The sequence below is a fragment of the Pseudomonadaceae bacterium SI-3 genome (assembly GCA_004010935.1).
In the GTDB taxonomy this organism is placed as follows: domain Bacteria; phylum Pseudomonadota; class Gammaproteobacteria; order Pseudomonadales; family Pseudomonadaceae; genus Stutzerimonas.
The window spans coordinates 627,300-641,654 of record CP026511.1 but is presented as its reverse complement, the minus strand read 5'-3'; the positions used below and the strand labels follow the sequence as shown (position 1 = coordinate 641,654).

General features: G+C 58.1%; 15 protein-coding genes. 6 read left to right on the top strand and 9 right to left on the bottom strand.

All coding sequences use genetic code 11. The features are described 5' to 3' along the window. Positions 1-94: 94 nt before the first annotated feature. Positions 95-445, bottom strand: a complete 351-nt coding sequence (locus tag C1896_03020; GenBank protein ID AZZ43985.1) for an iron-sulfur cluster insertion protein ErpA — start codon at positions 443-445, stop codon at positions 95-97. 134 nt (positions 446-579) lie between these two features. Then, complete coding sequence (locus C1896_03015) at positions 580-1,614, bottom strand: N-acetyl-gamma-glutamyl-phosphate reductase (protein AZZ43984.1); 1,035 nt, start codon at positions 1,612-1,614, stop codon at positions 580-582. A gap of 134 nt (positions 1,615-1,748) precedes the next feature. Here C1896_03015 and C1896_03010 point away from each other — a divergent pair, with 134 nt between their 5' ends. The 3 genes from C1896_03010 to C1896_03000 all read left to right on the top strand — a co-directional run bounded on the left by C1896_03010 (position 1,749) and on the right by C1896_03000 (position 4,200). Beyond that, complete coding sequence (locus C1896_03010; protein ID AZZ43983.1) at positions 1,749-2,174, top strand: protoporphyrinogen oxidase HemJ; 426 nt, start codon at positions 1,749-1,751, stop codon at positions 2,172-2,174. 21 nt (positions 2,175-2,195) lie between these two features. Further along, complete coding sequence (locus C1896_03005; GenBank protein ID AZZ43982.1) at positions 2,196-3,170, top strand: 2-nitropropane dioxygenase; 975 nt, start codon at positions 2,196-2,198, stop codon at positions 3,168-3,170. 106 nt (positions 3,171-3,276) lie between these two features. Then, positions 3,277-4,200: a DUF805 domain-containing protein gene (locus C1896_03000; GenBank protein ID AZZ43981.1), complete on the top strand. Its 924-nt coding sequence runs from the start codon at positions 3,277-3,279 to the stop codon at positions 4,198-4,200. A 31-nt stretch (positions 4,201-4,231) separates the two neighbouring features. Here the strand turns inward: C1896_03000 and C1896_02995 are convergent, their stop codons facing one another. Then, the gene (locus C1896_02995) at positions 4,232-5,707 is read right to left on the bottom strand and encodes an ATPase (GenBank protein AZZ43980.1); all 1,476 of its coding nucleotides are present in this window, start codon (positions 5,705-5,707) and stop codon (positions 4,232-4,234) included. Positions 5,708-5,784: 77 nt separating this feature from the next. Between C1896_02995 and C1896_02990 the strand changes: the two genes are divergently transcribed. Both C1896_02990 and C1896_02985 read left to right on the top strand, forming a co-directional pair. After that, positions 5,785-6,126 (top strand): histidine triad nucleotide-binding protein, encoded by a 342-nt coding sequence (locus C1896_02990; protein AZZ43979.1) that lies wholly within the window; start codon positions 5,785-5,787, stop codon positions 6,124-6,126. Positions 6,127-6,188: 62 nt separating this feature from the next. Next, positions 6,189-6,836 (top strand): demethoxyubiquinone hydroxylase family protein, encoded by a 648-nt coding sequence (locus C1896_02985; GenBank protein ID AZZ43978.1) that lies wholly within the window; start codon positions 6,189-6,191, stop codon positions 6,834-6,836. Between the two features lie 60 nt (positions 6,837-6,896). Here the strand turns inward: C1896_02985 and speD are convergent, their stop codons facing one another. Beyond that, positions 6,897-7,694 (bottom strand): adenosylmethionine decarboxylase, encoded by a 798-nt coding sequence (speD, locus tag C1896_02980; GenBank protein AZZ43977.1) that lies wholly within the window; start codon positions 7,692-7,694, stop codon positions 6,897-6,899. A 247-nt stretch (positions 7,695-7,941) separates the two neighbouring features. Next, positions 7,942-8,364 carry an OsmC family protein gene (locus C1896_02975; protein ID AZZ43976.1) on the bottom strand — a complete coding sequence of 141 codons (423 nt, stop codon included), beginning with the start codon at positions 8,362-8,364 and terminating at the stop codon, positions 7,942-7,944. 217 nt (positions 8,365-8,581) lie between these two features. On the opposite strand from C1896_02975, the gene C1896_02970 reads away from it, so the two are divergent. After that, positions 8,582-9,226, top strand: a complete 645-nt coding sequence (locus C1896_02970; GenBank protein AZZ43975.1) for a cAMP-activated global transcriptional regulator CRP — start codon at positions 8,582-8,584, stop codon at positions 9,224-9,226. A gap of 58 nt (positions 9,227-9,284) precedes the next feature. Here C1896_02970 and C1896_02965 read toward each other — a convergent pair whose 3' ends face one another. The 4 genes from C1896_02965 to C1896_02950 form a co-directional block, all read right to left on the bottom strand. Then, a complete protein-coding gene (locus tag C1896_02965) occupies positions 9,285-10,121 on the bottom strand; it encodes an indole-3-glycerol phosphate synthase TrpC (protein AZZ43974.1) in 837 nt (278 codons plus the stop codon). Further along, complete coding sequence (gene trpD, locus C1896_02960; protein AZZ43973.1) at positions 10,118-11,164, bottom strand: anthranilate phosphoribosyltransferase; 1,047 nt, start codon at positions 11,162-11,164, stop codon at positions 10,118-10,120. Before trpD ends, C1896_02965 begins: the two co-directional genes overlap by 4 nt. Continuing rightward, entirely contained in the window at positions 11,164-11,757 is a 594-nt protein-coding gene (locus C1896_02955; GenBank protein ID AZZ43972.1) for an aminodeoxychorismate/anthranilate synthase component II, read from the bottom strand. Before C1896_02955 ends, trpD begins: the two co-directional genes overlap by 1 nt. A gap of 309 nt (positions 11,758-12,066) precedes the next feature. Beyond that, positions 12,067-14,232: a GGDEF-domain containing protein gene (locus tag C1896_02950; protein AZZ43971.1), complete on the bottom strand. Its 2,166-nt coding sequence runs from the start codon at positions 14,230-14,232 to the stop codon at positions 12,067-12,069. Positions 14,233-14,355 lie beyond the last annotated feature (123 nt).

The following is a 14,355-nucleotide window of genomic DNA, read 5'->3' as shown; positions in this document are numbered from 1 at the left end:
GTTCGCGTCGCACGGTCTTACCAGTCCGCCACCATCCTGGCTCAGAAACAAAAACACCGTGCCAAGGCACGGTGTCTCTTTGCTGCAAGAGAACTTAGATCGAGAATGACTGGCCGCAACCGCAGGTTGTCGTAGCGTTCGGGTTTTTGATGATGAAGCGTGAACCCTCCAAGCCTTCCTGATAGTCGACTTCAGCACCAGCCAAGTACTGGTAGCTCATCGGGTCCACCACCAAGCTCACACCCTCACGCTCAATGATGGTGTCGTCTTCCGCGAGCTCCTCATCGAACGTAAAACCATACTGAAAACCAGAGCAACCGCCGCCGGTGACGAAGACACGCAGCTTCAGCCGCGGATTGCCCTCTTCATCGACCAGACTCTTCACCTTGCTCGCGGCGCCCTGACTAAACTGGATCGCGGTGGGCGTGAAGGATTCGACACTCATTTGGTTCTCCTGGCGCGTGAACGCACGTTACTGCTTGACGCCGCATTATCGGCTTGTCCTACAAAATTGGTCAACTATTCATCGATCACGGACCGATACGACTCTGATCTAAAGCGATTTCACTGACGGCCAGTTCAGGGCAGCAAAGCCGCATTGCCTAGGCCGAGCCGCTCATCCAGCCCGAAGATAATGTTCATGTTCTGCAGCGCCTGACCGGACGCGCCTTTAACAAGGTTATCGATGACCGACAGCACGACCACCAGATCTCCATCTTGAGGGCGATGGATTGCGATACGGCATACGTTGGCACCGCGAACACTGCGCGTCTCCGGATGACTGCCTGCAGGCATCACATCGACAAACGGCTCGCTAGCGTAACGTTGTTCGTAAAGCGCTTGCAGATCCACCGAGGTGTCGGCAACCGTCGCGTACAAAGTGGCATGAATGCCGCGGATCATCGGCGTCAAATGAGGAACGAAGGTCAACCCCACATTACCCCCGGCGGCACGTCGCAGCCCTTGGGCGATCTCTGGCAGATGACGGTGACCTTTGACGGCGTAGGCCATCATGCTTTCGCCCGCCTCAGTGAACAACGAGCCGATCTTCGCTGCTCTTCCGGCGCCGCTGACGCCCGACTTACAGTCGGCTATTAGCCGAGACGTATCGGCCAGGCCACGCTCCAGCAACGGTAGGTAGCCGAGCTGGGTTGCCGTGGGATAGCAACCGGGCACAGCAATCAGGCGCGCCCCCTTGATCTGTTCACGGTTCACTTCCGGCAGCCCGTAAACCGCTTCGGGCAGCAGGTCAGGCGCCACATGTGGCTGGCCATACCACTTGGCCCACTCATCCGCATCTTGCAGGCGGAAGTCCGCGGAGAGGTCGATAACCCGAGTACCGGCATCCAACAGCTCCCCCGCTAGGGCATGGGCCACGCCATGGGGAGTGGCGAAGAAGACCACATCGCAGGCGCCTAGCGTTGCGGTGTCGGGCACACTGAAGGCCAGCTCGTCGTAATGGCCTCGGAGATTCGGATACATATCCGTCACCTTGACCCCGTTTTCGGAGCGGGAGGTGATCACAGCCACTTCCGCCTGGGGGTGCTGGGCTAGCAGACGCAGCAACTCGACCCCGGTGTAGCCTGTGCCGCCAACGATTCCGACCTTGACCATGAGCTGCCTCTCGCAGTGGAACGATAAAGAACGCTGATGATAAAGGCGCCTGCGCTCAGGGCCAACCACCGAGATGACGCGCGGGCCCTCAAGCCACTACTATCGAGCTGACTCTGAACCGAAGGAACTTCCGAATGCTCTATCTCTGGCTGAAAGCCCTGCACATCGTTGCAATCGTCTGCTGGTTCGCGGGGCTGTTCTATCTGCCGAGATTGTTCGTTTATCACGCCATGAGCGAGGACGCGATCAGTCGAGAGCGGTTCCAGGTCATGGAACGCAAACTCTATCGCGGCATTATGATTCCCTCGATGGTCGCCACGCTGGCTTTTGGCATAGGCATGATTGCGCTTAACCCTGCGCTGTTCAGCGGAGGGTGGCTACACGCCAAGCTCGCACTGGTTGTCCTGCTGATCGGCTATCACCATATGTGTGGCGCTCAGCTAAAACGATTCGCACGCGACGAAAACACTCGCAGCCATGTGTTCTACCGCTGGTTCAATGAGTTTCCGGTATTGCTGCTACTGGCTATCGTCATTCTGGTCGTCATCAAACCATTCTGAAACCGACTCAAGGAATCCGCCATGTCATTGCCAGCACTCCTCGAAGAGCGCCTTCGCCTGCCATTGGTTGCCGCTCCCATGTTCCTGGTATCAAACCCTGCACTGGTAGCAGCATGTTGCTCCAGCGGTGTGGTCGGCAGCTTTCCTGCACTGAATCAGCGAGAAAGCAGCGGTTTCCGTGATTGGCTACAGGAGATAGACCAGCACCTGTCGGGTGCCCATAAACCTGCGCCGTATGCGGTCAATCTGATCGTGCATCACAGCAATCCTCGGCTCCAGGCTGATCTTTCAATATGCGTGGAGCAGCGGGTGCCGATTGTCATTACCAGTCTCGGCGCCGTGAAAGAAGTGGTGGACGCCGTTCACAGCTACGGCGGGCTGGTTTTTCATGATGTCACCACGCGGCGCCATGCTGAGAAAGCTGCTGATGCTGGGGTTGATGGTCTGATAGCGGTGGCAGCAGGCGCAGGCGGGCATGCCGGCACTTGGAGCCCCTTTGCCTTGGTGGCAGAAATTCGCCAGTTCTTCGACAAAACACTGCTGCTCTCCGGCTGCCTCAACCATGGCCACGAGATACTCGCGGCGCAGCTCCTCGGCGCGGACCTGGCCTATATGGGGACGCGCTTCATTGCCACCCGCGAAAGCCAGGCTTCGGATGAATACAAGCAGATGCTTCTGCAGGCACATGCTGCGGACATCATTCACACCGCAGCGGTTTCAGGCGTACCTGCTAGCTTCCTGCGTCAAAGCCTGCAGCAAGCCGGCTACGACGAGGAGCGCCTGAAAAACAAAGGCGAAATGAATTATGCAGAAAAGCTCAAGCCTGTCAGCGATGAGGCCAAAGCATGGAAAACCGTGTGGTCGGCGGGCCAGGGCGTGGGGGAAATACGAGACCTGCCGACCAGTGGAGAACTGATTGCCCGGCTGGATCGGGAATACCGTGCCGCCCACGATCACGCAGCGCAGCTGTCGCATCGCTGGCTGCGCCAACCGTGACGCATCTCTCAATTGCCACAAGCCTCGTGCAACTCTGAATGGCGACACTTGTTGGCCGTTCACCCGCCATTTAGGCTTGCGCGAAAACCGGCAACAGGGACGCTGGATGAGCACTGATCAATTCCGAATCGTTTTCGACGGTGAACTTGTACCGGGCGTATCGCTCGATACGGCCAAGAGCAACCTGACCCGACTCTTTAAAAGCGACGCCGACAAAGTCGAGCGCCTGTTTGGTCGTGGCTCAGTACATATCAAGCGTAACCTGAACGCTCCGGAAGCTGACCGATACGTGCAAGCGCTGCAGCGTGCCGGCATCCAGGCACGCAAGGAACCCGAAGCAGCAAAAGGTCTGACGCTCACAATCGCTGACTATGCGCCGGCACCTTCGAGCGAGGTCCCTATCGCCAGTGAGCAGATGGACTGCCCCAAATGCGGCCACACTCAGCCAGCCGCTATCGAATGCCACAGCTGCGGCATCGTTATCCAGAAGTACCTGGCACGCCAGGCACAGCTGGGCGAAACGCCAGCGCAACGTAACAGCGCTGCGCATCCGTACGCTCCGCCCCGCGCTGAAGTGGGCACCCCGACTGCGGAGTACGGCGAGCTAAAAGTATTTACAACACAAGGCAGAATTGGCCGGTTGCGCTATCTGGCCTGGACAATGGCGCTGACGGCTGCGGCGCTGGGCCTAATGTTAGTAGCAGGAATGATGTCCGCCGCCTCAGTCGTGCTCGGTGTGATTCTTACCGGCGTATTCGGCATCGGCTTCCTGCTCGTAAGTATTCAGATTGGCGTGCAGCGTTTGCATGACCTGGGTTGGTCCGGCTGGCTTATGTTGCTCTATCTGGTGCCGATCATTGGCACCGTCTTGCCACTGGTGGTATTGCTGATGCCCGGCAACCCTGGTGTGAATCGCTTCGGCCCGCCACAACCACCGAATAGCCGGGCGGTAAAAATTCTCGCGGCGCTCTGGCTGCTTGTGCCTGTGATCGGCGTCCTGGCCGCCATCGTCTTGCCAACCTACCAGTAAGCTGTAGCGCTCATTGGGAGCAGCACGCCAGTCAGGCCAGCACGGCTCGCCCCGAAGCCCAACCACGAAGCTCGTCCAGCTTTTCAGCCATCACCACCGAAAGCGGTGCGGTCGCCCGGACGCAGTGCAGAAGCATGTCCTGATCCGGTTCGCGAGATTGGGCCTGACCAGCATAGACGGCCGATACCACCACCTGTTCGATCTCCGCACCGGAGAAACCATCACAGGCCACCGCAAGTGCTTCCAGATCGAACTGATCGGCTTTCAACTCACGCCGTGCCAGATGAATTCGAAAGATCTGAGCCCGCGTTGATGCATCGGGCAGGTCGACGAAGAACAGCTCGTCAAAGCGGCCTTTGCGCAGCAGTTCTGGCGGAAGCCGATCCACCGAATTGGCAGTCGCAACCATAAACACCGGCGCTTCACGCTCAGCCATCCAGGTCAGCAGGGTGCCTAGGACTCGCTGACTGACGCCGCCATCCATCTCGCCCGTCGCGAGCCCCTTCTCCAACTCGTCCATCCATAACACGCAAGGCGCCATCTGTTCGGCCAGTTTTAGCGCCTCACGCAGATTGCGCTCGGTTTCACCGAAGAACTTGTTGTACAGGCAAGCAAAATCCAGGCGCAGCAGTGGCAATCCCCAAAGCCCAGCGACCGCCTTGGCTGCCATGCTCTTACCACCACCCTGCACGCCGACAAGCATCACCCCGCGCGGCCTATCCGATCCGCTGCCTGCCACAAAGGCAGCCTGACGTTGCACCAGCCATCGCTTAAGGTTCTGCAGCCCTCCAACATCAGCGAAACGCTCTGTTTCGTATTCGAAGCCGAGCACGCCTTCCATGTCCAACAACTCAAATTTCTTGCGATTGAGCTCCGGCAGATCTTCCTGTGTGATCGCGCCGTCGTCGCAGATCAGGCTGTGCGCCAAGCTGCGAGCTTCGGCATGACTGAGCCCACGCAAATTCTTCACGACCTGCTGCAGAGTGCGATTGTCGGTACGTACGCGGGCGCCTCGATTACGCTTGCTCCAGACGGTCGCTTCATCCCGAACGATGCTCAGCAGCTCCTCCTCGGACGGCAGGGTGAGACTGAATCGAGCCGCGTAGCGCTGAACCTCCAGAGGTAACTTGAGGGCATGGGAAACCAGCACAAGCGTGGGCGCAGAAGGCCCTTGCGCCATCGCGATTTCCTTCAACAAACGCACCGAACGTGGCTCATCGAGAAACGGATGTAGATCGCAGAACACATACAGATTGCCAAGGGGATCGTGCTTGACCCGTCTCAATGCAACCTCAGCTGAACAGCTTTCGCCGGCATCCAGCGCCTCGCCACCGAACGCGAGATGCCGCAAGCCTTCCGTCACGGACCAAACATGCAGCGTCATACCCCGGTTCACAGCCAATCCGCTCAGGGTTTCGAGCACCCGACGCTCGTCCCAGGACTCGATCAGCACCAATCGCAGCCTTGATTCGAGCACCAGAGCCAAGTCGTGGATATCATTCTTCATTCGCTATGCTCCGTGCCAGCTGACCAGTCCGAAAATCGCCTGTTACACTGCTTTCTGATCAATTCTGGAGAAACGCCGTGGATTGTCTATTTTGCAAGATCGTGGCCGGGGCTATCCCTGCGCAGAAGATCTATGAAGACGAACAGGTTATCGCCTTCAATGACATCGCGCCCCAGGCGCCGGTACATTTCTTGGTAATTCCGAAAAAACATATCGCGACCCTGCATGATCTAAGCGAAGACGACGACAAGATCCTTGCTGGGCATATTCTTTTTACCGCGCAGCGTCTCGCTGAAGAGCAGGGCTGCCAGGAAGGCTTTCGGGTTGTCATGAACTGCAACGACCTTGGCGGTCAGACGGTCCATCACATACATATGCATGTGCTCGGCCAGCGTCAGATGCATTGGCCCCCCGGCTGAACACTCGCTATCCAAACGCACCACCCACTGTCCACGCCTGCTCCGAATCATCTGGAGGCGACATGCCCAACCAACGCCAATACTCACCTGCCGACCGTCTGCTGCTGCAGGCCGATGCCGCGTTACGGACGCTGCTGCCGTTCAGCGGCCAACCTCAGCGACCGACTCCCGCCGTATTAAAGAACGAGGCCGAGCTGAGCGACAGCCAAGCGCGTCACGTTGCCGGCCTGATGCGCATCAATCACACCGGTGAGGTCTGCGCGCAGGCCCTATATCAGGGGCAGGCACTGACGGCACGGTTGCCGAGAGTACGGGAGGCGATGGAGCGAGCTGCAGCTGAAGAAATCGACCACCTGGCCTGGTGTGAACAGCGTATTCACCAGTTGGGCAGTCACACCAGTGTTCTGAATCCGCTTTTTTACGGATTGTCGTTCGGCATCGGTGCATCCGCTGGCCTGATCAGCGACCGGATCAGCCTGGGCTTCGTCGCGGCCACCGAGGATCAAGTCTGCAAACATCTGGATGAACATCTCGAGCAGATTCCACAAGACGACGAGAAGTCCCGGGCAATACTCGAACAGATGCGCACGGACGAAGCGCAGCACTCGACCGCCGCTCTGGATGCCGGGGGCTTGCGCTTCCCAGCGCCAGTGAAGTTCGGCATGAGCCTGATGGCTAAGGTGATGACTAAAACCACCTACCGGATCTGACCCGATCCTAACGAAGAGGGCGCCTACATGGCGCCCTTCTTCTTTCAGAAGACCGTTGTCTTAGCTCGGCATATTGCGCGCATAGAAAATCTCCAGCATTTCATGGCGCAGACGTTCCTCCACCTCTCCACGTTGTTCTGGCGAAAGATTGCAAGTGGCGTCCCCGAATAGATAACTCTCCAGTTCGAAGTCTTTCAACAGCATCTTGGTGTGGAAGAGGTTCTCTTGATACACGTTCACATCGGTCATCTGATAGGCCGATCGGGTGTCTTCGGATAGATAGTTCTGAATCGAGTTTATTTCGTGGTCGATGAAGTGCTTCTTGCCTTCGACGTCACGAGTAAAGCCGCGAACCCGATAATCAACGGTGACAATATCCGAATCGAACCGATGAATCAGATAGTTGAGGGCTTTGAGCGGTGAGATAACGCCGCAAGTCGACACGTCGATATCCACCCGAAAGGTGGCAATACCTTCGACCGGATGGATCTCTGGATACGTGTGAACGGTGATATGACTCTTGTCCAGATGCGCCAGAATGGTCTCAGGCAACGGACCAGGGGACTCTTCGATCTGGCTGTCGGTGGGCGTTACCGGTTGTTCAGAGATAAGGATGGTCACGCTTGCGCCTTGCGGCTCGTAATCCTGCCGCGCAATACTCAGAATATTTGCACCAATGATCTCTACAACATCAGTCAGAATTTGCGTTAGCCGCTGCGCGTCATACTGTTCGTCGATGTACTCCACATATGCCTGCTGGTCTTCCTGTGTTTCGGCATAGCAGATGTCGTAAATATTGAAGCTCAAGGACTTGGTCAGGTTGTTGAACCCGTGGAGCTTGAGTTTGCTTTTAACCATTGGAGACTCTCTTCGATGCGGCGCACCGCGTGATCGAGCGTGCCCGTCAGATACCCCTGTATCTGTGTAGGACTGCATACACCTCTTCGCATTTGCGATCGTGGCTGAGTTGTTCTAGCAAAACGCCCCGCTAAAACGGGGCGCGCATTATGCCGGTCGATGCCGCCCGGCCCCATTCCGGTAGCCCTAATCAGATGCCGGCTTCGGTAGCGCCCGGCATTGTCGAGTCGACGAAGTTCGCCGGACGTCAGCCCAGCTCGACGATCTCATAGTCATGGCTGATTTCCACACCCGCGCGGCCGAGCATGATCGAGGCGGAGCAGTACTTCTCGGCAGACAGTTCCACGGCACGCTTGACTTGCGCGTCCTTCAATCCACGTCCCTTAACGACGAAGCGCAGGTGGATCTTTGTGAACACCTTCGGATCCTCATCAGCGCGCTCCGCCTCAAGAAAGGCTTCACAGCTTTCCACAGCCTGGCGCGACTTTTTCAGGATGCTCACGACATCAAAGTTGCTGCAGCCGCCGAGGCCCAGCAAGAGCATTTCCATCGGACGGACACCTAGATTGCGTCCACCATTTTCTGGTGGACCATCCATGACCACCACATGGCCGCTGCCGGACTCGCCAAGGAACATTGCCTCGCCAGCCCACTGAATGCGCGCTTTCATCGATAGACCCCGCTTGAAAAGGAGCGAAGCTTAGCATGACCATAGGCGGTCACTGGAGGCGGTAAACCGACGAAATGAATGCCCAAAAGTTGATATTCGTGTCGCAGTTTTATTGTCGACCCGAACGGGTCTGTTAAGCTCGCTAAGCCTGATAACAGAACTCAGTCATACATAATAAGAACTGCCTCCTATTGGACACATCTTCCGGGACTACAGCATGGTCGCTATTACACTCACGCCCAAGATCAAGAACATCGACAAACTACTTGCACATTGCCATCGCCGACGCTACACCGCCAAGAGCACTATCATCTATGCCGGTGACCGTAGCGAAACGCTTTTCTTCATCGTTAAAGGTTCGGTCACGATCCTGATCGAAGACGACGATGGTCGTGAAATGATCATTGCCTATCTCAACTCTGGCGACTTCTTCGGAGAGATGGGACTGTTCGAGAAAGAGGGTTCGGAAAAAGAACGCAGCGCATGGGTTCGCGCTAAGACTGAATGTGAAGTAGCAGAACTGAGCTATGCCAAGTTCCGTGAACTGACCCAGCAAGACCCCGATATTCTTTATGCGCTCGGCAGCCAGATGGCTGAACGCTTGCGCAATACGACGCGCAAGGTGGGTGATCTGGCGTTCCTCGACGTAACCGGTCGCGTAGCCCGCACATTGCTCGACCTGTGCAAGCAGCCCGATGCGATGACGCACCCCGATGGCATGCAGATCAAGATCACTCGCCAGGAGATCGGCCGCATCGTTGGTTGCTCGAGGGAAATGGTCGGGCGTGTACTGAAGAGCCTGGAATCCCAGGGGTTGGTACACGTGAAAGGCAAGACCATGGTGGTATTCGGCACTCGCTGAGCCAACCGTCACGCCAATAATAAAGCCGGCTATTAACCGGCTTTTTTATTCGCGCTGCTTATTCGGGATCGACCGACGACCGTAGGCTCGCGCGTCCGGGAAAGAACAAACGCTGCAGCTCAACCCCAGGCTGCTCGGCTCGCATGAAAGCCTCTCCCACCAAAAACGCATACACCTGGTTGATTTCCATCAACTCAACGTCGGCACGATGAAGAATGCCGCTTTCGGTAACCGCCAGACGGTCTCGAGGGATGCGTGGCAGCAGATCGAGAGTCGTTTCCAGGCTGAGTTCGAAGGTGTGAAGGTTACGGTTGTTGATCCCGACCAGAGGCGTATCGAGGCGCAGCGCGCGCTCCAGCTCTGCTCCGTCATGAACCTCCACCAATACGTCCAGATTCTGAGCCTTTGCCACATCGGCCAGCTCCGCCATCTGACCGTCCTCCAGCGCAGCGACGATCAGCAGAATACAGTCCGCGCCCAAGGCTCTGGCTTCGATGATCTGGTAGGGGTCGACCATGAAGTCCTTACGGATGACAGGCAGCTCGCATGCCGCGCGCGCTTGCTTCAGGTAGTCGTCGGCCCCTTGAAAGAAGTCGATGTCGGTCAACACCGAGAGGCAGGTGGCGCCACCTGCCTCATAGCTTCTGGCGATGTCCGCCGGCACGAAATCCTCTCGCAGCACCCCTTTGCTTGGTGAGGCTTTCTTAATTTCTGCAATCACAGCCGGTTGTTTGTTACGCGCCTGCTCCTGCAGCCGGCGGGCAAAACCGCGGACCGGGTCGGCTGCCGCCGCCATTGTTTCGAGTTCAGCCAGGCCGACCCGGCCGCGACGCTCAGTCACTTCCTCGCGCTTGCGCCTGATGATCTTTTCCAGAACCGTCGGCACACTGGTCATTGCGAACTCTCCTGCTTGAACACCACGGTGAAGGACACCAGCTCCTCGAACTTGTCTCGCGCCAAACCTGTATGCAACGCATCGTGAGCGATCTCTACGCCCTGCTTCAGGCTGCTGGCGATATCGGCCGCGTAAAGCGCAGCACCGGCATTGAGGACGATCATGTCGGCAGCCTTTTGCCCATTGTCCGTTTTGCGCCGTCCCAGTGCGTCGCGAATCAGCGCCAGCGAACCCTGTGCATCCTCGACATTGAGACCTATCAGGCTCTGGCTCTTGATCCCGAAATCTTCAGGCTGGATACGGTACTCGGTGATCTCTCCCTTGTTCAGTTCGGCGACATAGGTCGGGGCCGCCAGACTGATCTCGTCAAGCCCATCCTGCGCATGCACCACCAACACATGCTGGCTTCCCAGGCGCGATAGCACCTCGGCCATGGGCCGGCAGAGTTCCTTGCTGAACACGCCAAGCACCTGATGCTTGACGCCAGCGGGGTTGGACATCGGGCCGAGGATATTGAACAGCGTGCGCAGGCCCAGCTCACGGCGTGGGCCGGCGGCAAATTTCATCGCACCGTGATGCGCAGGCGCGAACATGAATCCAACACCAACGGCATCGACACTGCGCGCAACCTGCTCGGGCGTGAGATCCAGGTAAACACCGGCCGCTTCGAGCAGGTCGGCGCTGCCACTCTTGCCCGACACCGCACGGTTACCGTGCTTGGCCACCTTGCCTCCCGCGGCGGCGACCACGAAGGCTGCGGCAGTTGAAACATTGAAAATGTTCATCCCATCGCCACCGGTACCGCAGGTGTCCACCAATCGATGGGTATCGAAATGCACCGGTTCGGCCAGCTCACGCATCACCTGTACGGCGCCGACAATCTCGTCGATCGTTTCGCTCTTCATGCGCATGCCCATGAGGAACGCGCCAATCTGCGCATCGGTGCAGTGACCAGTCATGATCTGGCGCATCACCGCCTTCATCTCATCGGTACTCAAGTCCAGCTGGCCGACGATGCGGTTGAGGGCTTCCTTGATATCCATCAGCGCACGCCTCCGGTCTGTTTAAGAAAATTGGCGAACAATTCGTGCCCCTGCTCGGTGAGGATTGACTCAGGATGAAACTGCACGCCTTCAATGTTCAGCGTCTTATGCCGCAAGCCCATGATCTCGTCGACACTGCCATCTTCCAGCTGCGTCCAGGCAGTGATTTCCAGACAGTCGGGAAGCGTTTCGCGCTTGACCACCAACGAGTGGTAACGCGTCACCGTTAATGGATTGTTCAGGCCGGCGAACACGCCCGTGTTCTGGTGAGCGACCGGACTCGTCTTGCCGTGCATGACCTGACGCGCCCGCACGACCTCACCACCAAACGCTTGCCCGATGCTCTGATGGCCAAGACAAACGCCTAGAATCGGCAGCTTGCCGGCGAAATGGCGGATCAGGTCGAGTGAAACTCCCGCCTCGTTCGGCGTGCAGGGGCCAGGCGATACGACGATACGCTCCGGGTTCAGTGCTTCGATTTCGGCGACACTCAACTCATCGTTGCGCACCACTTTGACGTCCGCACCGAGTTCGCCGAGGTATTGCACGACGTTGTAAGTAAAGGAATCGTAGTTATCCAGCATTAGCAGCATTTGCGTCACCCTAGGGCTTGAGGCTGATCCACCACCTGCCATGACGGTCCGAACCGGCGCGATAGCGGCTCGGCAGAACGATCGGTAATACAGGTGTGAACGGGGTATTCCGGCACGGGGCCAGCAACGAGGATCAGGCGCGCCAACGCCAGCGGGCATGAGCCTTGAACAGACGCATCAGGAGGGTGCTGCTGAATTTCACGGAAAAGGTCTCGCAGAGCTGACAGCGCAAAGTAGCCCATGCCAGGCCACGATTTCAACCGGACTATACCAGAGCATCGCTTGCCCGCTACAGCCAAGCCGGGCGCCCTATACCGGCAGCGAAGCGATAGCGGCGGGTAGCGCGGATGCCGGAACCGGCCGAGCGTAGAAAAAACCCTGCGCCTGCCGGCAGCCAAGTCGAAGCAGCTCCGCAGCAGTGGCCTCGTCCTCGACCCCCTCTGCCAGCGTGTTCAGCCCGAGCGACTCGGCCATGTGGATGATAGCGGCGACGATGGCATGGCCGTCTTCGTTGGGTAGATCGCTGACAAAGGAGCGATCGATCTTCAAGGTGTCCACCGACAACCGCCGAAGATACGCCAGACATGAATACCCGGTGCCAAAATCATCGATGGACAGCGTAACTCCCAGAGCCTTCAGACCTGCCAGCGCGATCATCACCTGCTCAGTGTTGTCGACGAGGCTGGACTCGGTCAGCTCAAGCTCCAGCGCCGAAGCCGGCAGACCGGTCTGCGCCAAGGCAGCGGCTACAGTCTGTTCCAGCGAGCCCTGGTGCAGTTGTATCGCCGCGACGTTCACAGCGACACGCGGGATGTCCAGCTTTTCAGCCTGCCACCGTGCGGCCTGTCGGCACGCCTCGAGAATGATCCACTCGCCGATATCGACGATCAGACCACTCTGTTCCGCTGCAGGAATGAACTGCCCGGGGGCGACCAACCCCCACTGCGGATGCTGCCAGCGCAACAAGGCCTCAGCGCCCACTACCCTGCCACTGGCGAGGTCCAGCTGCAGCTGGTACTCCAGAAAAAACTCCTCTCGCTCGATAGCAAGCCGCAGGCCGTTGATCAGGTACAGCCGCCCACGCATCTCAGTATCCAGGGCAGCGTTGTAGTAGCACCAGGTCCGACGCCCAGCTTCCTTGGCTTTGTACATAGCCATTTCTGCGTTGCGCAGGAGGCAGGAAAAGTCCATGCCATCGTTCGGGCCGACCGCGACGCCAATGGAAATCGACACCACGATTTGCTGGCGCTCAACCATGAAGGGTTCGGCCAATTCGTCGAGGACAAGCTGGATCACAGCCGACGCACCCTCGGCATTCTTCAGGTCCGCCAATAACACGACGAACTCGTCGCCGCTGGCACGTGCCAGCATGGCGCTGTCTGGCAATGCCTGCTGCAGCCTTACTGCGGTTGTGCATAGCAGCTGGTCACCGAAGCTGCGCCCGAACGAGTCATTGACCATCTTGAAGTGATCAAGATCGACATACAGCACCGCAACTGCTCCCTTGAGTTTCAGGGCGCTGGCCATCGCCTGACGGGTCCGGTCCTCCAGCTGGGACAAGTTGGGCAACCCCGTCAGGCTGTCGAAGTGGGCCATATAGTCAATGCGCTGTTGCGCAGCGATCCGCTCGCTCATTTCGATCGCCAACCGCTCATACGGCGCCCGCACACTCGAAACGAACACCACCTGATAGATGAAGCCGTAGGAGACGATCTTGTACAGATGCCCGAGCAAGCTGTAGAAGCTGTTTACGCTGGAGTAGGCGGTAAAGCACAGTTCGGCGAGTATCGAGACCAGTGTCGCGGCCAGCATTCCATCAAAATAGCCAACGTCTTCAACCTCGCGAGCCCGCCAGAACACCCATGCCGCCAGCGCGAAGAGGCTGATGATCAACCATTCCATCTGGACCTTGAAGCGGGTCAGCCCCTCCCCTTCAACAAAAGTTCGCGGCCACAGCTGCGGCTGAAACAGCTGCAGATAAACAACCAGGGCCACCAAGCCCAGCGACGATGCCAACAGCAGGTGCCGCGGCAGTGGAATGCTTCGGTGGCACAGGCGGCACGCCACGGCGAGCAGGGTGAAGGCGAGCAAGACGCGGGAAACCAGCCAGAAGGCGATCGCCTTTTCCGCCGAAGCGGGTGTCACCCAAACGGGCATACCCCGGTAGGACAGCATATGCGCCAGATCCAACAGCGCGATGGCCAGAAACGCACAGGCGAGCAGCGGATTCGATCGATGCACTGGCTGCTGGCTGTGCCAGGCCACCGCGAACACCAACGCGGCAACAACGATCGAGAAGGTTTCGACAGCGATGTGCAGCGGTAACGGAAACCACACCGGGCTGCCGTTGAGATCCGCCAGACTCGATAACAGCCAGACCAACATCAGCAGCGCAGCGAGGGCAATCACCAGCGATGACGCCAACGGCCAGGACTGACGAACGGAGGATGAGCGGGGACTCGGCAGTTGCGACATGGCTGGCTCGAATTGGCTGGAGTTGGATCGCCGAGCGATCCTGCTCGGCTTCCACGACTATATGGCTAGCCAATAGCCATTACCATATGACTAATAAGGACTTTAGTCGCAGTCGCCGAATGA

Bases quoted from the DNA above. Each gene is read 5' to 3' on its own strand.
- C1896_03000 (AZZ43981.1), top strand. From the start codon at position 3,277: ATGAGCACTGATCAATTCCGAATCGTTTTCGACGGTGAACTTGTACCG.
- C1896_02955 (AZZ43972.1), bottom strand. From the start codon at position 11,757: ATGCTGCTAATGCTGGATAACTACGATTCCTTTACTTACAACGTCGTG.
- C1896_03010 (AZZ43983.1), top strand. From the start codon at position 1,749: ATGCTCTATCTCTGGCTGAAAGCCCTGCACATCGTTGCAATCGTCTGC.
- trpD (AZZ43973.1), bottom strand. From the start codon at position 11,164: ATGGATATCAAGGAAGCCCTCAACCGCATCGTCGGCCAGCTGGACTTG.
- C1896_03005 (AZZ43982.1), top strand. From the start codon at position 2,196: ATGTCATTGCCAGCACTCCTCGAAGAGCGCCTTCGCCTGCCATTGGTT.
- C1896_02975 (AZZ43976.1), bottom strand. From the start codon at position 8,364: ATGAAAGCGCGCATTCAGTGGGCTGGCGAGGCAATGTTCCTTGGCGAG.
- C1896_02965 (AZZ43974.1), bottom strand. From the start codon at position 10,121: ATGACCAGTGTGCCGACGGTTCTGGAAAAGATCATCAGGCGCAAGCGC.
- speD (AZZ43977.1), bottom strand. From the start codon at position 7,694: ATGGTTAAAAGCAAACTCAAGCTCCACGGGTTCAACAACCTGACCAAG.
- C1896_02995 (AZZ43980.1), bottom strand. From the start codon at position 5,707: ATGAAGAATGATATCCACGACTTGGCTCTGGTGCTCGAATCAAGGCTG.
- C1896_02950 (AZZ43971.1), bottom strand. From the start codon at position 14,232: ATGTCGCAACTGCCGAGTCCCCGCTCATCCTCCGTTCGTCAGTCCTGG.
- C1896_03020 (AZZ43985.1), bottom strand. From the start codon at position 445: ATGAGTGTCGAATCCTTCACGCCCACCGCGATCCAGTTTAGTCAGGGC.
- C1896_02985 (AZZ43978.1), top strand. From the start codon at position 6,189: ATGCCCAACCAACGCCAATACTCACCTGCCGACCGTCTGCTGCTGCAG.
- C1896_03015 (AZZ43984.1), bottom strand. From the start codon at position 1,614: ATGGTCAAGGTCGGAATCGTTGGCGGCACAGGCTACACCGGGGTCGAG.
- C1896_02970 (AZZ43975.1), top strand. From the start codon at position 8,582: ATGGTCGCTATTACACTCACGCCCAAGATCAAGAACATCGACAAACTA.